The 19,027-nt window shown below is 24.0% G+C and carries 15 protein-coding genes; all 15 read left to right on the top strand.

The genetic code is table 11. From position 1 onward, the window contains the following. Positions 1-50 precede the first annotated feature (50 nt). The 15 genes from fmt (at position 51) to HMPREF1871_RS01855 (ending at position 19,024) form a co-directional block, all read left to right on the top strand. Complete coding sequence (gene fmt, locus HMPREF1871_RS01925) at positions 51-1,004, top strand: methionyl-tRNA formyltransferase (RefSeq protein WP_066129311.1); 954 nt, start codon at positions 51-53, stop codon at positions 1,002-1,004. Next, entirely contained in the window at positions 997-2,328 is a 1,332-nt protein-coding gene (gene rsmB / locus HMPREF1871_RS01920) for a 16S rRNA (cytosine(967)-C(5))-methyltransferase RsmB (RefSeq protein WP_066129308.1), read from the top strand. Before fmt ends, rsmB begins: the two co-directional genes overlap by 8 nt. Further along, complete coding sequence (gene rlmN / locus HMPREF1871_RS01915) at positions 2,328-3,461, top strand: dual-specificity RNA methyltransferase RlmN (RefSeq protein WP_066129305.1); 1,134 nt, start codon at positions 2,328-2,330, stop codon at positions 3,459-3,461. Before rsmB ends, rlmN begins: the two co-directional genes overlap by 1 nt. Beyond that, a complete protein-coding gene (locus HMPREF1871_RS01910; protein ID WP_066129302.1) occupies positions 3,439-4,182 on the top strand; it encodes a protein phosphatase 2C domain-containing protein in 744 nt (247 codons plus the stop codon). Before rlmN ends, HMPREF1871_RS01910 begins: the two co-directional genes overlap by 23 nt. Further along, positions 4,172-6,073, top strand: a complete 1,902-nt coding sequence (pknB, locus tag HMPREF1871_RS01905) for a Stk1 family PASTA domain-containing Ser/Thr kinase (RefSeq protein ID WP_083505607.1) — start codon at positions 4,172-4,174, stop codon at positions 6,071-6,073. The genes HMPREF1871_RS01910 and pknB overlap by 11 nt, the downstream gene beginning before the upstream one ends. A 53-nt stretch (positions 6,074-6,126) precedes the next feature. Beyond that, the gene (uvrC, locus tag HMPREF1871_RS01900) at positions 6,127-7,887 is read left to right on the top strand and encodes an excinuclease ABC subunit UvrC (protein ID WP_066129299.1); all 1,761 of its coding nucleotides are present in this window, start codon (positions 6,127-6,129) and stop codon (positions 7,885-7,887) included. Between the two features lie 89 nt (positions 7,888-7,976). Next, positions 7,977-9,161, top strand: a complete 1,185-nt coding sequence (locus HMPREF1871_RS01895; protein ID WP_066129297.1) for an acetate/propionate family kinase — start codon at positions 7,977-7,979, stop codon at positions 9,159-9,161. Positions 9,162-9,473: 312 nt separating this feature from the next. Then, on the top strand, positions 9,474-10,214 hold the full coding sequence (gene sufC / locus HMPREF1871_RS01890; protein WP_066129293.1) for a Fe-S cluster assembly ATPase SufC: 741 nt from the start codon (positions 9,474-9,476) through the stop codon (positions 10,212-10,214). Between the two features lie 16 nt (positions 10,215-10,230). Continuing rightward, positions 10,231-11,499 carry a SufD family Fe-S cluster assembly protein gene (locus tag HMPREF1871_RS01885; protein WP_066129290.1) on the top strand — a complete coding sequence of 423 codons (1,269 nt, stop codon included), beginning with the start codon at positions 10,231-10,233 and terminating at the stop codon, positions 11,497-11,499. Continuing rightward, positions 11,500-12,726: an aminotransferase class V-fold PLP-dependent enzyme gene (locus HMPREF1871_RS01880; RefSeq protein WP_066129288.1), complete on the top strand. Its 1,227-nt coding sequence runs from the start codon at positions 11,500-11,502 to the stop codon at positions 12,724-12,726. Beyond that, the gene (gene sufU, locus HMPREF1871_RS01875; protein WP_066129285.1) at positions 12,716-13,159 is read left to right on the top strand and encodes a Fe-S cluster assembly sulfur transfer protein SufU; all 444 of its coding nucleotides are present in this window, start codon (positions 12,716-12,718) and stop codon (positions 13,157-13,159) included. The genes HMPREF1871_RS01880 and sufU overlap by 11 nt, the downstream gene beginning before the upstream one ends. A gap of 10 nt (positions 13,160-13,169) precedes the next feature. After that, positions 13,170-14,549, top strand: a complete 1,380-nt coding sequence (gene sufB, locus HMPREF1871_RS01870) for a Fe-S cluster assembly protein SufB (protein ID WP_066129462.1) — start codon at positions 13,170-13,172, stop codon at positions 14,547-14,549. Positions 14,550-14,677: 128 nt separating this feature from the next. After that, entirely contained in the window at positions 14,678-15,592 is a 915-nt protein-coding gene (locus HMPREF1871_RS01865; RefSeq protein ID WP_066129282.1) for a fumarylacetoacetate hydrolase family protein, read from the top strand. A 1-nt stretch (position 15,593) separates the two neighbouring features. After that, positions 15,594-16,682 (top strand): recombinase RecA, encoded by a 1,089-nt coding sequence (recA, locus tag HMPREF1871_RS01860; protein WP_066129279.1) that lies wholly within the window; start codon positions 15,594-15,596, stop codon positions 16,680-16,682. Positions 16,683-16,882: 200 nt separating this feature from the next. After that, a complete protein-coding gene (locus HMPREF1871_RS01855) occupies positions 16,883-19,024 on the top strand; it encodes an ATP-dependent helicase (RefSeq protein WP_066129276.1) in 2,142 nt (713 codons plus the stop codon). Positions 19,025-19,027: the final 3 nt, after the last annotated feature.

Raw genomic sequence — 19,027 nt, 5'->3', positions numbered from 1 at the left:
CTCTAGTTTTTTTAAAGATTTTATTATTTGTCTATTATAAGGAGAATTATATGAAAAATAAAAAAATAATATTTATGGGTACGCCTAATTTTTCTGTTCCAATTTTGGAGATGTTAATAAAAAATTATAATGTTGAACTTGTAATAACTCAACCAGATAAAAAAGTAGGAAGAAAAAAAATATTAACTCCATCTCCTATTAAAATTTTAGCAGAAAAGTACAATATAAAAGTAATTCAGCCAGTTAAAATATACTCTGATTCTAAAGTATTAGATGAAGTAAAAAAAATAAATCCAGATATAATAATTACGGCTGCATATGGACAGATAGTTCCTGATAGTATATTAAATATTCCAAAATATAAAGCTATTAATGTTCATGCCTCATTATTACCTATGTTAAGAGGGGGAGCTCCAATTCAATATGCACTCATGAATGATTATAAAAAAACAGGTATTACTATAATGTATATGATAAACAAATTAGATGCAGGAGATATAATAGAACAAAAAGAAATTGAAATTACTGATGATATGAACTATGATTCATTATATGAAAAATTATCTAATTTGGGAAAAAATTTACTAAAGGACACATTACCTAAAATTTTTAATAATACTATAAATCCAATTAAACAAAATGAAAATGAAGTGTGCTTTGCTTATAACATAACTAGACATGATGAAAAAATAGATTGGAATGATAATTCTAGGATAATATTTAACAAAATAAGATCATTAGATTCTGTTCCAGGAGCATACACTTATTTGAATAACAAAATATTTAAAATATATAAATCAATAATTGGAGAAATAGATTATAGTAATGTAAAACCAGGGACTATAATACAACAAAATAAACAATATTTATTAGTAAAATGTGGAGAAAATACAACATTAAAACTTAAAGAAGTACAGATATCTGGTAAAAAAAGAATGTGCATAAATAATTTTATTAATAGTAGAAATTATGAAGGAATTATTCTTGGAGAAAATAATGATTAAGAACCGTACAAGATTTTATATTTATGAAATTTTATTAAAAATATTTTCCGATGATGCTTTTAGTAATATAACATTAAATAATTTTTATAAAAAAAATAATATTATAGATATTAAAGATAAAAAATTTATAACAGAAGTAGTGTATGGTACTATAAAAAATAAATTGTATTTAGAGTACATAATAAAATGTTTTTCTAAATCAAAAACTAAAAATAAAATAAAAGTTATATTATTAATGTCTTTATATCAAATATTGTTTATGAATAGAACACCTAATTATGCTATTGTAAATGAAGCTGTTATAATTTCTAAAGAAATAGACGGTAAATTTTCCAGTTCATTTGTTAACGCACTTTTAAGAAATATAATAAAAAATTTTAATGCTAATAATATTAATTTTAAAAATGATGAAGAAAAATTCATGATAGAAAATTCCTGTCCTAAAGATTTATTTTATATTTTAAAAAAAGAATATGGCACAGAAAAAACTAGAAAAATTATTTTATCATTTAACAATAAAAGTAAAAATTCTATAAGAGTTAATTTAATTAAAAACAATGTTAAAGAATTAAAACAGTATTTTGAAAATAAAAAAATAGAAGCTGTACATAGCAATATATCTCCCGATAACCTTTTATTAAAAAATATAATAAGTAATGATGAAAAATTCAACTTAGGAAATTACATATTTCAGGGAGAGTCAAGTTCATTAGTAGCTCATTCTATAGGAGAAAATAAAAAAATAAATTATAAAATATTGGATACTTGTGCTGCTCCTGGGGGTAAATCATTACATATTGCAACACTTTATCCTAATTCTATAGTCTACTCATGCGATAAGCATGAACATAAAATAAGTTTAATAGAGGATAATGCCAAAAAATTAGATATTAAAAATATCAAAGTTTTTAAACAAGATGCTACTATTTACAAAGATGAGTACAAAGAAAAATTTGACATTATTATTTGTGATGTTCCTTGTTCTGGAATAGGAGTTATAAAAAATAAACCTGAAATAAAATATAAAATAAACACTAACTACATAAATCAAATAAGAAAAACACAGTTAAGCATCTTAGAAAATTCAAAAAAATATTTGAAAGAAAATGGTATTTTAATTTATTCAACATGCACTATAGATAACAAAGAAAATGAAGATAATATTAAAAAGTTTTTGAAAAAAAATAATAATTTTGTATTAGAAAAAATTTCAATAGATAATAGTATAATAAAAGAATATAAAAAAGGAATGATTAAAATTCTTCCAGATGAGTATGAATGTGATGGATTTTTCATATGTAAATTAAGAAAAAAAGGAGTATAATGAAGCTTTCAGAGTTCAAAAAATATAATAAAAATCATTGGATTAAAAATTTTGATAAGATGTCTATATATTCTCTAAGAATAGATCAACTTGAAGAATATATTTTGTCTATTGGAGAAAAAAAATATAGAGCAAAACAAATATTTGATTTTCTTTATAATAAAAAAATTAAAAATTTTGATAATATAACAAATATACCAAAAAACTTAATTTTAAAGCTAAAAGAAGATTTTACAATTACAACGCTTAAGACACTTGTAAAACAAACCTCAAGAGATGGGACTATAAAATTTTTATTTCAACTTCAAGATAAATATACTATAGAGAGTGTTCTTATGAAAAATAAATATGGTAATTCTCTATGTGTAACAACTCAAATAGGATGCAGAATTGGTTGTACTTTTTGTGCTTCGTCCTTAGGGGGCCTTAAAAGAAATTTGGAAGCAGGAGAAATTGTTTCTCAAGTGTTAAAGGTACAACAAGAACTTGATAAGACTCATGAAAAAATATCTAGTGTAGTTATTATGGGAATAGGAGAACCTTTTGAAAATTATACTGAAATGATGGATTTTATTAGAATAATTAATTCTCCTTTTTCATTTAATATAGGAGCAAGACATATAACTGTTTCAACTTCAGGAATTGTCCCTAAAATATATGAATTTGCAAATGAAAATACACAAATAAATTTTGCAATATCGCTCCATGCACCTAATGATGAAATAAGAAGTAAAATTATGCCGATAAATAAGGCGTATAGTATTGAAAAATTAATGACAGCAATAAAATATTATCAAAAAGTTACAAATAGAAGAATAACATTTGAATATGGTTTAATGGGAAGAGTAAATGATAAGCCCGAACATGCTTATCTTTTAGCAAAATTAATTAAAGGATTGAATTGTCATGTCAATTTAATTCCTATAAATTATGTTCCAGAGAGAGGTTATGTTCGAACTACTAAAGAAAATATTCTAAAATTTAAAAATATCTTGAAAAAAAATAATGTTAATGTTACGATAAGAAGAACACAAGGTGATGACATTGATGCAGCATGCGGTCAATTAAGAGCTAAAGAAAGAAAAAAAGAAATTATTGGTGGTGGTGAAAATGTCAGTAGCATATTTTTATAGTAATAATATAGGTTTGAAAAAACAAAAAAATGAGGATGCTATTATTGTAAAAAAAAATAGTCAAGGATATATTTTAAGTGTAATATGTGATGGTGTTAGTAGCCATGATAATTCACTTTTTTCAAGCAATTATATTACAAAAAAGTTATCAAAATTATGGGTAAATACTAAATTTTCTAGCTATGAAAATATGAAAACTTGGGTTTTAGAAAAAATAAACCATTTTAATGATGAGATATTAGATAAGTCAATTAAAAGTAATATACAAATGGGTACTACTATTTTAATAACTGTAATATATGACAAAAAAATATTTACAGCAAATGTAGGAGATAGTTTGTCTTTTGGAATAGTTGATAGAAATATTGAACTTTTAAGTAGTGATGATTCTTTTGTAGGAGTACTTTTAAATGCTGGAGCAATTACTGAATATGAAGCAAGTAAACACCCTAAAAAACATTTTTTGACTCAAGCTTTAGGAGTTTCAGAAAATATAAAAATTCATTACAAAAATGAAATAGATAGATTTGAATATATAATAAATTGTTCTGATGGTTTAACTACTATGTTATCAAAGAAAGAAATTGTAGATATAATATACAAAAATGAATTAAAGATAGCGGTTGAAAAACTTATAAAATTGGCAAATGAAAAAGGAGGAGTAGATAATATTTCTATTTCTTTATTTAAATTTTTAAGAGGTGTAGAAGGTGTTAAATAAATTAATATGCAATAGATATAAAATAATTTCCCATCTTGGAACGGGAGGGATGGCTACCGTTTGGTTAGCAGAAGATATAATTTTAAATAGAAAAGTAGCTGTAAAAACATTTAATATTAATTCTGATGATGAAGAAGCTATAAAAAGATTTAATAGAGAGGCGAATGCGGTAACTTCTTTATATCATAAAAATATTGTATCAATATATGATGTGCAAAATGAAGGTAATTTCTACTATTTAATATTAGAATACGTAGAGGGTCAAACATTAAAAGATTATATGTCAGAAAATCCGAATATTCCTATTGAAAAGGCAATAAATATAATGACACAAATAGCTAGTGGTTTATCAGAAGCACATAAAAATGGAATAATTCATAGAGATATTAAACCTCAAAATATATTAATGACAAAGGATTTGACTTGCAAAATAACAGATTTTGGGATATCTAGAGCTTATGGAGATACTACTTTAACTCAAACTAATCAAATGTTAGGAACAGTATATTATTTATCTCCTGAACAAGCTAGGGGAAATGTTGCTACAGCACAGAGTGATATTTATTCATTCGGGATTTTGATGTTTGAACTAATAACAGGTAGAATACCATTTAAAGGTGAGTCTCCTGTAGCTATAGCATTAAAACATTTAAGAGAACCATTACCAGAAATAAGTAAATATAGAAACGATGTTCCTCAAAGTGTAAAAAATATAATAAAAAAAGCTACAATGAAAAATCCAAATGAAAGATATATTAGTAGTAAAGAATTAAAAAATGATTTAGAAACTTGTTTAAATGCAGATAGAATAAATGAAAATTCATATTTTGGTTTTGATAGTTTAGAAAATGATAGTGATTCATATGAAAAAACTTCCATTAAAAATATGAATTTAGATGATGAGGATAATCAAAATCTATTAAGAAAACAAAATGAAAATGATAATATTAAAAAAAATAAAAATGCAAATAAAAAACGGCTTTCTAAAAAAGCAAAAGTTTCATTATCTATAATAATACTTTTATTAATTGCTATATTAAGTTATTTTTCATATAATTATTATTTGAAATCTAATATATTAGTTCCAGATTTGAAAAATATGACAGTAGAAGAAGCTGAAAAAAAACTTAAAAAATTAGATTTGAAATTAGGAGAGGTAACAGAGACACCTAGTGATGATGTGGATGAAAATGAAATTATAAGTAGTGATCCAGCGGCTGGTAAAAAAGTTAAAAAAGGGACAGAAATTAATGTAAAAGTTTCATCGGGAAGAAATACAATTTCTATGCCGAATTATGTAGGTATGACAGAGGAACAGGTAAAAAAATCAGTCGAGGATATCGGGTTCAAAAATGTTACGTTTGAAAAATCTGAATCTGATGAATACGAAGAAGGAAAAGTCATGCATCAAAGTATAGATGCAGGAGAAAAAGTTACTCCTAAAAAAACAAATCTGATAATAAAAATATCTACAGGATCTAAAGCAATATCAGTTCCTAATTTTGTAGGAAAAGATTTGAATGATGCCTATGTAATTGCTGAAAAACTAGGTATTCAAATTAAAGTTGGAAGCAGTGAATATAATTCAGAATATAAACAAAATCAAATAATTGACCAAAATCCTGAAAAAAATTCTAAGATAAAAAAAGGGGACAGTGTCACAGTAACTTTATCAAAAGGAGAAGATCCAAATAAATCTTCAGTTAATGTTAAAAATTTTTCTAATCAAGATTTTAAATTAATAAAAGATTGGGCACATGATAATAATATTAACTTATCAATTTCTTATGAAAAGAACTCAAATTATTCAAAAAATATTGTAATTTCACAAAATCCTAATACAGGAATGCTAAAAAAAGGTTCTACTATAACTGTTGTAGTAGCAAAATAATATTGTTAAAAAGATAAAGAGTAATGCTTTATCTTTTTTTATGAGGATTAAAAATGAATGATATATTAAAAAATAAAATAAAAATACTACCAAATAATCCTGGATGTTATTTATATTTAGATCAAAATAATAAAATCATATATATAGGAAAAGCAAAAAACATAAAAAAACGTATCTATTCTTATTTTAATGATAATGTTAATGTAAAAACTAAAAAACTTGTAGAAAATATAAAAGATATTCAATATATAGTTGTCTCATCAGAAAAAGAAGCTTTATTTTTAGAAAATAAATTAATAAAAAAATATAAACCATATTATAATATAAAATTAAAAGATGACAAGAGATTACCCTATATAGTTATAACTAATGAAGATAATCCAAGGGTTATCATTTCTAAAAAGTTTAATTATAATTCAAAAAATTTGTATTTTGGTCCATATCAAAATAATAATTCTGCTAATATATTGAAAGATATTATATATAAATTATTTCCTTTAAGGCGATGTAATCCTATAGCTAAAAGACCTTGCTTATACTACCAAATTAACGAATGTATAGGCCCTTGTGCTAAAAATATATCTAGAGAAGAATATAATTTAAATATAAAAAAAATAGAAAAATTTTTAAACGGCAACAAAGAAAGTGTTCTAAAAATATTAAATGAAAAAATTAAAAATAATGTTAAAAAATTAAATTTTGAAGAAGCCCAGAGAAATTATGAATTGATAAAATTAATTAATATATCTTTAGAAAATCAAACAATTTATTTGAAAACTAAAGAAGATAGAGATTATGTGGGCTATTATTTAAATGAACATTATATATGTATTCAAATTTTTTTATACAGATTTGGAAGTATAATAGAAAGAAAAGTAGAATATTTTGATGTCTATGATGATTATAAAGAGTTAATATATTTATATTTAGTACAATATTATACAAAGAATAAAAAACCCAAAAAAATATATATAAAAGGCGTAAATAATAAATTTTTAGAAGATATATTAAAAACAGAAATTATTTCTCCTAAGAGAGGCACAAATAAAAAAATAATAAAAAATATAGAAATAAATTCTAAAAAATTTTTAGAAAATAATTTAATAAAAATACAAGAAAAACATAAAAAAAATAAAAAAATTGTAGAAAAAGTATCTAATATTTTAAATATTGGATATGCAAAGAGTATAGATATGTTTGATAATTCGAACATTTTAGGTCAAAATGCTGTTTCAGCAAAAGTTAATTATATAGATGGTGAAAAAAATAAAAATGGATATAAAAAATATAGGATACAAAATAATTACATAGATGATGTTTTTACATTAAAAAATGTTTTATATAAAGAATATAGAAAAAAAGAATTTAATTTACCAGATCTTATTATTGTTGATGGAGGAATTCAGCATGTTAAAGGAGCTATAGAAGTAATTCACAAAAAACTAAAATTAAATATAAAAATAATAGGATTAGTAAAAAATAAAAAACACAAAACCGACCATATTATAACTGATGAATTTGAAAAAATAAAAATTAAAAAAAATTTAGAAGAATTTTTATTTTTAGAAAATATACAAGAAGAAGTTCATAGATTTGCTATTTCTTATCATAGAAATATTAGAAATAAATCTATGTATAATTCTGTATTTGACAATATAAAAGGTATAGGTATAAAAAGAAAAAAAATTTTATATGATAATTTTTCTAGCATAGAAAGCATATTAAATACAACAGATGAAAAATTAGTTAGTATAGGAATTCCATTAAAAATAACGAAAGAATTGAAAAAAGTTTTGTCAAAAAAATCAGTCTGAAAAATTATTAAATCTTATATTATTTTTTATTGAATTTATTGTAAATAAGTGAGATAATAAAAAAAGACAAAAAAACAAGGAGATATATTATGACAAAGATATTAGCTATTAATTCAGGTAGTTCATCGTTAAAATTTCAATTATTTGAAATGCCTGAAGAAAAAGTAATTGCAAAAGGATTAGTAGAAAGAATTGGAATAGATAACGGTATATTTACAATTAAATTTGGTGACAAAAAAATAAAAGAAGAATTAGATATTCCAAATCATAATTTTGCAATAGATAGATTATTAAAAAAATTAACAGAACTTAAAATAGTAGAAAATACAAATGAAATAGAAGGTGTAGGACATAGAGTTGTACATGGTGGTGAATTTTATGATTCATCTGTTTTAGTTACGGATGAAGTGTTAAAAAAACTTGACTCAATTGAAGATTTAGCTCCATTACATAATCCTGCTAATATAATGGGAGTAAAAGCTTTTCAAAAAGCTTTACCGGGAGTGCCAAATGTTTTAACTTTTGATACTGCTTTCCATCAATCAATGCCAAAATCTACATATATGTATGCAATTCCTAGAGAATTATACGAAAAATATGGGGTTAGAAAGTATGGAGCACACGGTACTAGTCATAGATATATAGCTAAGGCTGTTACAAAAATTTTAGGAAATAAAAAAGATTTAAAAATTATTTCATGTCATATAGGTAATGGGGCATCTGTTTGTGCTATAAAAGATGGAAAATCATTAGATACATCTATGGGATTCACACCACTTTCTGGACTTGTTATGGGAACTAGAACAGGGGATATAGATCCAGCTACTATCCCATACATTTCTCTTAAAACAGGATTATCTCTAGATGAAATAATACATATATTTAATAAAGAATCAGGATTAAAAGGACTTTCATGTGTTTCTTCAGACCTAAGAGATGTTGAAGACTTGAGATATAAAGATTCAAGATCAACAGAAGCAATAGATGTTTATTTAACTAGAATTAAAGAATATATAGGATCATATGCGGCACTAATGAATGGTGTAGATGTTATTGTGTTTACAGCAGGAGTAGGTGAAAATGCTTCTTGGGTACGTGAAGAAGTACTAGAAGATCTTTCATTTTTAGGAATTGAATTTGATAAAAAAGCTAATGATGTGAGAGGAAAAATTGCAGAAATAACAAAACCTACATCAAAAGTAAAAGCATTTGTTATTCCTACAGATGAAGAATTAATGATAGCAAAAGATACGTTCGAATTGTCAAATAAATAAGAAAATAAATAAAAATAATTATACAATATAATTATTAACAAATTATTTTTTTAAAAAAATTGTACGATATAATCGTTGATAAACGATTTAGAGAGAAAACTAGCTTAAAATTTAAAAAATAAAAAAAGAAAAATCAACAACAAAAATATACTTGTTTTGTTGTTGATTTTTTTATATTTGTTTTTATAAAAAATAAAAAAATCTTGTTATATAGGTTTTTCATAAACTATGAACTTTCTTTAAATTGTGGGCGACTTTTAATGATAAAAAATAAATATCATGATATAATTGTTAATATAGAAGGAGGAATTTATGTCTACACTTAATATAACTAATTTAAATGTTTCTATTAACAATAAAAAAATATTAAATGATTTAAATTTAAAAATAAACTCAGGTGAAATTCACGCTATTATGGGACCAAATGGTGCAGGTAAGTCAACGTTAGCATCTGCAATCATGGGAGATCCTAAATATAATATTTTAAAAGGAAATATAAAATTAGATGATAAAGAAATTTTAGATATGACAGTTGATGAAAGAGCAAGAGAGGGATTATTTTTAGCTATGCAATATCCTTCAGAAATTCCAGGTATCACAAATTCAGAGTTGATAAAAACAGCAATAAATTCTAAAAACAAAGTAAATATACCTTTATTATCATATGTTAAAAAATTAGATGAAACTATGAAATTTTTAGAAATGAATTTGAAGATGTCACAAAGATACGTAAATGAAGGATTTTCTGGAGGCGAAAAAAAAAGAAATGAAATCCTTCAAATGATGATGATAAAACCTAAATTTTCAATTTTAGATGAAATAGATTCAGGATTGGATATTGATGCACTTAAAATTGTATCTAAAGGTGTTAATAAAATGAAAGACGAAGAAGATACTGCATTTTTAATTATTACACATTATCAAAGATTGCTTAATTATATTAAACCAGATTATGTTCATGTGTTAATGGATGGCAAAATAGTAAAATCTGGAGGACCTGAACTTGCATTAAAATTGGAAAAAGAAGGATATGATTGGTTGAAAACGAAATAAATAAGAAAGGGTAGATATGAAAGAAAAATATATAAATATTTCAAATGATGAGCTTTATTTAATAGCTAAAAACACTAATGAATCTGTTGAATATTATAATTTTAGGAAAAAATTAAAAAATAACTTTAATTCCAGAAATATTTCATTTGAGGATAAAAAAACTAAAAATTTAAAATTAGATTTCAATATAAAAAATTTTGTATATGATAAATGTTCAAAAAAAGATTATAAAAAATTATTTTCCTTTAATAATGATGATCTTGTTATTATACAAAAAAATAATAAAATAGAATATTTCAACATACCAGAAAAATATAAGGATAAAATAATTATTAAGAATATTTTTCAATCTTTAAATGAAAAAAAAATAAAAAATTTTTCTGAAATTTCATTATTAAATGATATATATAAATATTTGCATTATATTTTTATAAATTCAGGAATATATATAGAAGTTTTAGAAAATTGTGAGATAGATATTCCAATGAAATATTATGTCTTTATTGAAGACAATTTTTCTTTATATAATCATGTATTTTTAAAATTAAATAAAAATTCAAAATTAAATTTTATTGAAAATTATATATCATCTTTTTCTGATAAACCATTCAATATAATAACAGAAGCAATAACCGAAGAAAATTCTCATTTGCTATATGATTCTGTTAGTAACATAAAAAATAAGGAATATGGTTATATTTCTCATTTTGGTAAAACCTTAACTAACTCTACAATAGATTGGAATATAGTAGCTATAGATGAATCTAATATATATTATGATAATGATACAAAAATAAAAGAAAAAAATTCTACTTCTAATATTAATGTTGTCACAATAGGTGCAAAAAATAAACAACATTATTTTAATACTGAATTGACAAATATTGGAGAAAAAACAAGTGGAAATATACTACAAAGAGGAATTTTGCTAGAATATTCTGATATTACATTTAATGGAGTAGGTATAATAATTAAGGGAGCACATGATTCAAAATCTTTTCAAAGCTTAAAATTGATGTCACTTTCTAAAAATGCTAAAGCAAAAACAAATCCTATACTTTTGATTGATGAAAACGATGTTAAAGCAGGCCATGGAGCCTCAATAGGAAAAATAAATGAAGAACAAATTTATTACTTAAATAGTAGAGGAATATCAACGAAAGATGCCAACTTTTTACTGTCATCAGGATTTATTTTTGAAATAATTCATAAAATAAAAAATAAAGAAATAAAAGAATATATTATTGAAAATATAAAAAAAATAATAAGGAAAAGTGAGTTTTAAATGAATATTGACAATATAAGGGAAGATTTCCCGATTTTAAAAAGAAAAATTAATAACAATAAAATAATTTTTTTTGATAATGCTGCTACAACACAAAAACCTAATGCAGTAATAAATTCTATTGTTAATTATTATGAAAATTATAATTCCAATATCCACAGATCTGTATACACATTAGGAAATGAATCAGAAAATTTATATTCTGAAAGCAAAGATATTGTTAAAAAATTTATAAATGCAAAACATTCTGAAGAAATAATATATACAAGTGGTACAACAGAATCAATAAATATTTTATCAAGAATGTTAGAAGAAAAAATAGAAGAAAATGATGAAATTATAGTAAGTTCTATAGAACATCACTCAAATTTTATTCCTTGGCAACAATTAGCAAAAAGGAAAAAGGCTAAATTGAGAATATTAGAAGTAGATAATAACCATGAAATAAGTATAAAAAAATTAAAAAAAATTATAAACTCTAACACAAAAATAATTTCATTAACTTATGCCTCTAACGTTTTAGGAACAATTAACCCAATTGAAAAAATAGGAAATCAACTAAGTGAAAAAAATATATATTTTATAGTTGACGCTGCTCAAGCTGTTCCTCATTTTAAAATTGATGTCCAAAAAATTAATTGCGATTTTCTTGTTTTTTCTGGTCATAAACTTTTAGCATCAACTGGAATAGGAGTTTTATACGGTAAAAAAAATATCCTAGATAATTTATCTCCTGCAAAATATGGAGGTGGAATGATAAAAACAGTTAATGATTTTAAATCATCGTGGGCTCCAATACCTTATAAATACGAAGCAGGAACTCCTCTTTTAGAACAAGCAGTATCACTTATGGCTGCAATAAATTATATTAATAATATAGGCATTGATAATATTGAAAAATACACTAAATATTTGACCAACTATTTATTGAAAAAATTAGAAACAATAAAAGACTTAGAAATTTACGGAACAAGAGATGTAAATAAAAAAGTTTCATTAATTTCATTCAATTTAAAAAATATTCATCCTCATGATCTTGCATCATTTTTAGATGCTAAAGGTATATGCGTAAGAGCAGGACATCAATGTACTCAACCTTTATTATGTAGACTTAATGTTTCTTCTGTAGTTAGAGTTAGTTTGTACTTTTATAACACAATCGAAGAAATAGATATATTTATTGAAACATTAAAAGATATAAGGGAGTTTTTTAAAAATGAATTTTGATAATATGAGAGAAATTTATAAACAAGTTATATTAGACCATAGTTCAAATCCTCATAATTTTCTAAAAATAAAAGATTATAATCATGAATTAGAGATGTTAAATCCTAGTTGTGGCGACAGAATAACTGTTTATTTAAAAATAATTGATTCTAAAATAAAAAATATTTCATTTTTAGGGGAAGGATGTTCTATTTCTCTAGCTTCATCGTCAATATTAACTGATGAATTGAGAAATTTATCTATAAGAGAAGCAAAAATAAAAATAAAAAATTTTCTTAATATGATAATGGGTAAAAATTATGATGAAAATATATTAAATGATGCTATAGTTTTAAAAAATATCTCTAAACTCCCAGCTAGAGTTAAATGTGCAGTGTTAAGTTGGAAAATAGTAGAAAAAATATTAGATGAGGAGGAAAATAAAGTTGAATAAAAATGAATCAATGTTCTCAGAATATAAATATGGTTTCTCAGATGCAGATATTTCCATTTTTAAAACTAATAGAGGACTTACTAGAGATATAGTAAAAACCATATCTATTAGAAAAAAAGAACCTAAATGGATGTTGGAATATAGATTAAATGCATTAGAAGAATTTTATTCAATTCCTATGCCTACATGGGGAGGAGATTTATCAGAACTTAATTTTGAAGATTTAACATATTATGTTAAATCTTCAAAAAAAACAGAAAAAAATTGGGATGAAGTGCCTTATGAAATAAAAAATACATTTGAAAAATTAGGTATACCAGATGCTGAAAAAAAATATTTAGCTGGTGTATCTGCACAATATGAATCAGAGGTAGTTTATCATAACATGAAAAAAAAATTTGAAGATCTCGGAATAATTTTTGAAGATACAGACACAGCATTAAAAAATCATGAAGAAATTTTCAGAAAATATTTTTCAAAATCAGTAAAATCATCAGATAACAAATTTTCTGCATTAAATTCTGCTGTTTGGTCTGGAGGATCTTTTATTTATTGTCCTCCAAATGTATCAATAGAATCACCTTTACAAGCCTATTTCAGAATTAACTCTGAAAAAATGGGACAATTTGAGAGAACATTAATAATAATTGATGAAAATTCATCAATTAATTATGTGGAAGGGTGTACAGCTCCTACATATTCAGCAAGTTCTTTACACGCTGCTGTTGTAGAAATATTTATTAAAAAAAATTCTAGATTTCGATATACTACAATACAAAACTGGTCGACAAACGTTTATAATTTAGTAACAAAAAGGGCTATTGTAGAAGAAAATGGAAATATGGAATGGATAGATGGGAATTTAGGATCAAAATTAACCATGAAATATCCATCTTGTGTACTTATGGGTAAAGGTGCTAGAGGTAGTACTCTTTCTATTGCATTAGCTAGTGAAAATCAATTTTTGGATGCAGGATGTAAAATGATTCATTTAGCACCTAATACTTCATCTACAGTTATATCTAAATCTATGTCTAGACGTGGAGGTAAGGTTAATTACAGAGGATGGATAAAATTTGGAGAAAATTCTGATGGTTCAAGATCTAACATTGAGTGCGATACAATAATATTAGACGAATTATCAACATCAGATACCATACCATATAATGATATAAAAAATCCTAATATTTCATTAGAACACGAAGCTACAGTTTCAAAAATTTCTGAAGAACAGTTATTTTATTTAATGAGTAGAGGTATAAATAAAATAAAAGCTACAGAAATGATTGTTATGGGCTTTATAGAGCCATTTTCTAAAAAATTACCTATGGAATATGCTGTAGAATTAAATAGACTTATTTCATTTCAAATGAAAGATTCCATAGGATAAAATTGTTAATATAATTTTTGTTGTTATTAATATTTACTATTAAAAAATTTATAGAATAAATATTTTATATATGATATAATTTACTAAAAATAAATGCATTCTTAATTAAAAATTGTTAGGAGAAACTGATGAAATTTTTATCTTTTAAATATAAAAATGTTGAATTATACGGTGTTAAAGTAAAAAAAGAAGAAAAAGTTTGGAATATTATAGATATTATAAAAGATTTTGATGATGACGACTTTATACCATCTACATTGAGAGAAGCAATAGAAGTATACGGAATAGAGTTTATAGAAAAAATAAGATTATTAATATCAAAAGTTCAAAAATCGAAAAATAGTGAAAGTTATAAAATTTCTTTATCTGATATTATATGGAGAGCTCCAATTATAAGACCTCCTAAAAATATATTTTGTGTAGGACATAACTATCCATCACTAATTAAAGAAATAAAATATGATGATATTAAAACTCCAAAAGATATAATAATATTTACAAAAGTAGCTACATCTGTAGCGGCCAATAATGAAATTATTCCTTCTCATAAAGAATTAACAAGCCAACTAGATTATGAAGGAGAATTAGCTGTAGTAATAGCAAAAAAATCAAAAAATATTTTGAAACCACTTGCTCTTGATTATGTTTTTGGTTATACAATTATTAACGATATAACTGCTCACGATATGCAATACAAACATGGCCAATTTTTCTTAGGTAAATCGCTTGAAAAATCGGCTATAATTGGTCCATATCTGGTTACAAAAGATGAATTTTCATCACCTGAATCTATGAATATAATTACAAAAGTGAATGGGGAAATAAGACAAAATTCATCAACCTCTGAAATGTTATTTAGAATAGATGATTTATTAACTGAAATAAGTAAGGTAATTCCCTTTGAAGCGTGCGACATAATAGCTACTGGTACTCCCGCTGGTATAGGATCTACAATGAATCCACCACAGTTTTTAAAAAAAGGAGATGAAATAAAAATATCTATTGATGGAATAGGCACATTAACAAATACAATAGGAGATTAAAATGGCTAAAGAAAAAAAAAATAAAATAAATATAAATACTCCCTCAAACAGAGAAGAGGCACTTGCTAAGGCGATAAAGGAAATAGAAAAAGTTTATGGTAAGGGTTCTATTATGAATTTAGAAGGTGATTATACTGTAAAAGTAGAATCAATATCTTCTGGTTCTCTTTCCATAGATAAAGCACTAGGAATTAATGGATATCCTAGAGGAAGAATAATCGAAATATTTGGTCCAGAATCTTCTGGTAAAACTACTGTGGCTCTTCATGCCATAGCAGAAGCACAAAAACAGGGAGGAGTAGCAGCATTTATAGATGCTGAAAATGCTCTTGATACAGAATACGCAAAATCGTTAGGAGTGGATTTCACCCCAAATAGATTTTTCTTATCACAACCTGATACTGGAGAACAAGCATTAGATATAACTGAAAAATTACTTCAATCTGGAGGAATAGATATAGTAGTTATTGACTCAGTTGCAGCTCTTGTTCCTAGAGCTGAAATAGAAGGCGATATAGGGGATTCTCATGTGGGCTTGCAAGCAAGGCTAATGTCACAAGCATTAAGAAAATTAACAGGAATAATTAATAAGTCAAATGTTGTAGCTATTTTCATAAATCAACTTAGAGAAAAAGTTGGAGTAATGTATGGAAATCCTGAAGTAACAACAGGGGGACGTGCATTAAAATTTTATTCTACTATAAGAATGGAGGTAAGAAGGGGAGAGCAAATAAAAAATGGCTCTGATGTAATAGGTAATAGAACTAAAATAAAAATAGTTAAAAATAAAGTAGCACCTCCTTTCAAAATAGCTGAAGTAGATATGATGTATGGAGAAGGTATATCTCCTATAGGAGAAACATTAGATATAGCTGCAAATTTAGAAATAATCAAAAAAGCAGGATCCTGGTATTCATATCAGGGTGAAAAGCTCGGACAAGGAAGAGAAGCATCTAAAAAAGTATTAAAAGAAAATAAAGAATTATATGAAGAAATTAACCAAAAAGTTAAAAAAATATTTTTAAAAAATTATGAAAATTCCAACGAAAATTCAACTATAGAAGAAGAAAATAATATAAAAGAGGAATAATTAATATATGAATAAAAAGATTTTTAAAGTCGTAATATGGTTAATGATTATTTCTATAATCTCAAGTTGTATGATTGCTGGTCTTTCTGTTTTCTTTTAATTATTCTTTAAAAATAAATAAATATTTAAATAGAACTAGAAATACTAGTTCTCTTTATTATGTATAATCCAGATAATAAAATAAAATATTAGGAGAAATTATGTTAGAGTATCTAGAAACAATGAATGACAACCAAAAAGAAGCAATACTTACAACTGAGGGGCCACTTATTATCCTAGCAGGAGCAGGTAGTGGAAAAACAAGAGTTTTAACTCATAGAATAATGCATTTAATAAAGGAAAAAAAAATAAATGAATCAAATATTTTAGCCATAACTTTTACTAATAAAGCTGCTAATGAAATGAAAGAAAGAATATTCAATTTAATAGGAGATACTACAAAATATATTTGGATAAATACATTTCATGCAATGTGTCTTAAAATTTTAAGAACTAATATAGAATATTTAGGATACAAAACTAATTTTACTATATTAGATAATAGTGAACAAAAAAGGGTAATTAAGGATATAATAGAAAATTATAAATATGATATTGATCAATACAATCCTAATTTTATACTAAAAGTTATTTCTAATTCAAAAAATAAAAATGAAAGTCCTGAGGATTTAAGTCAAAAATCAAAATTCGGATTTATGAAAAATGTCTCTAATATATATTTAAAATATCAACAATATTTAAAAAAAAATAATGTTCTAGATTTTGATGACTTAATAATAAAAACTATAGAATTATTTGAAAAATCAGATGAAACATTAAAATATTATCAAAATAAATTTAAATATATCCATGTTGATGAATATCAAGATACGAGTATAATACAGTATAAACTTATAAAATTACTATCAAATTTTCATAAAAATATATGTGTAGTTGGTGATGATGATCAAAGTATATACTCTTGGAGAGGTGCTAACGTAAATAATATAACAGATTTTGAAAAAGATTTTAAAGATTCAAAAATTATTTATTTAAATCAAAACTATAGATCAAATAATATTATATTATCCGCTGCAAATAGTATTATAAAAAATAATATAAAAAGAAAAGAAAAAAAATTATGGACAAATATAATATCTGACAATAAAATTAATTTTAATTATGCTGAAAATGACATAGAAGAAGCTGATTATATATCTAAAAAAATAAAAAAATTAAATAATTATAATAATACAGCTATACTATATCGAAATAATTATTTATCTAGAGTAATAGAAAATTCATTAATAAAAAATTCAATACCATATAAAATTCTAGGATCTCTTCATTTTCTAAATAGAAAAGAAATTAAAGATATTCTTTCTTACATAAATGTTTTAATAAATCCGGATGATGAATTAAGCATAAAGAGAATAATAAATGTACCTAAAAGAGGAATAGGTAAGGAAACATTAAAAAAAATAGAAATATATATGCAACAAAATAAAATAAATATGTACGAAGCATTAAAAAATGTAAAAGATATAAGATTGTCGACTAATATAACAAAAAAAATAGTAGCATTTATAGAAATATTTGAAAAATATAAAAATTTTAATGATTATTCTATTGCAGAAATATTAGAAGGAATTTATATAGATAGTGGTTATAAAGAAATGTTAGAACAGACTGTTAATGTTGAAAATAGAGAAAGAATTTCCAACATTTCAGAATTGGTATCATCATCTATACAATATTCTAAAAATAATAAATCAATTTTAGAATTCATGTCAGATATATCTCTATATTCTGATACTGACAAAAATGAAAATAACAAAGATAATTCTGTTACATTATCAACGATTCATGCTTCTAAGGGCTTAGAGTATGATACAGTATTTATAATAGGTCTTGAAGAAAATATATTCCCATCCAATATAATGGAAGATGATACAGATATAAAAGAAAAAATTGAAGAAGAAAGACGACTAGCTTATGTTGCAATAACTAGAGCAAAAAATAACTTATTTATAAGTGCTACAAAAAGAAGAATGAAATTCGGGAAAAATATAACTAATAAATTATCTAGATTTATTACTGAAATTCCTAATAATTTAGTTATTACGAATAATGAAAATAAAACTGATTTATACAATGCCTCTACAATATCTATTCCTATAATAAAAGAAAAAAATGTTATTTCAAAATCAAATAAAAAATTTTCAATCAATGATAAAGTTTCACACAAAAAATTTGGCACTGGAACAGTGATTGATATAAATGATAAAGAAATACTAATAAATTTTCTAGAGTATGGTGAAAAGACATTATTACTAGAATATGCTAATTTGCTTAAGGAGTAATTT

Origin of the sequence: Gemelliphila asaccharolytica (genome assembly GCF_001553005.1) — a bacterium.
GTDB classification, from domain to species: Bacteria; Bacillota; Bacilli; order Staphylococcales; family Gemellaceae; genus Gemelliphila; species Gemelliphila asaccharolytica.
This window is presented reverse-complemented; position numbering and strand designations above follow the sequence as displayed.

What these genes read in the sequence shown, in the direction of transcription:
- HMPREF1871_RS01910 (WP_066129302.1), top strand. Translation starts at nt 3,439, where the DNA reads ATGTCAGTAGCATATTTTTATAGTAATAATATAGGTTTGAAAAAACAA.
- HMPREF1871_RS01855 (WP_066129276.1), top strand. Translation starts at nt 16,883, where the DNA reads ATGTTAGAGTATCTAGAAACAATGAATGACAACCAAAAAGAAGCAATA.
- sufB (WP_066129462.1), top strand. Translation starts at nt 13,170, where the DNA reads ATGTTCTCAGAATATAAATATGGTTTCTCAGATGCAGATATTTCCATT.
- HMPREF1871_RS01895 (WP_066129297.1), top strand. Translation starts at nt 7,977, where the DNA reads ATGACAAAGATATTAGCTATTAATTCAGGTAGTTCATCGTTAAAATTT.
- sufU (WP_066129285.1), top strand. Translation starts at nt 12,716, where the DNA reads ATGAATTTTGATAATATGAGAGAAATTTATAAACAAGTTATATTAGAC.
- HMPREF1871_RS01865 (WP_066129282.1), top strand. Translation starts at nt 14,678, where the DNA reads ATGAAATTTTTATCTTTTAAATATAAAAATGTTGAATTATACGGTGTT.
- rsmB (WP_066129308.1), top strand. Translation starts at nt 997, where the DNA reads ATGATTAAGAACCGTACAAGATTTTATATTTATGAAATTTTATTAAAA.
- rlmN (WP_066129305.1), top strand. Translation starts at nt 2,328, where the DNA reads ATGAAGCTTTCAGAGTTCAAAAAATATAATAAAAATCATTGGATTAAA.
- HMPREF1871_RS01885 (WP_066129290.1), top strand. Translation starts at nt 10,231, where the DNA reads ATGAAAGAAAAATATATAAATATTTCAAATGATGAGCTTTATTTAATA.
- fmt (WP_066129311.1), top strand. Translation starts at nt 51, where the DNA reads ATGAAAAATAAAAAAATAATATTTATGGGTACGCCTAATTTTTCTGTT.
- uvrC (WP_066129299.1), top strand. Translation starts at nt 6,127, where the DNA reads ATGAATGATATATTAAAAAATAAAATAAAAATACTACCAAATAATCCT.
- recA (WP_066129279.1), top strand. Translation starts at nt 15,594, where the DNA reads ATGGCTAAAGAAAAAAAAAATAAAATAAATATAAATACTCCCTCAAAC.
- sufC (WP_066129293.1), top strand. Translation starts at nt 9,474, where the DNA reads ATGTCTACACTTAATATAACTAATTTAAATGTTTCTATTAACAATAAA.
- HMPREF1871_RS01880 (WP_066129288.1), top strand. Translation starts at nt 11,500, where the DNA reads ATGAATATTGACAATATAAGGGAAGATTTCCCGATTTTAAAAAGAAAA.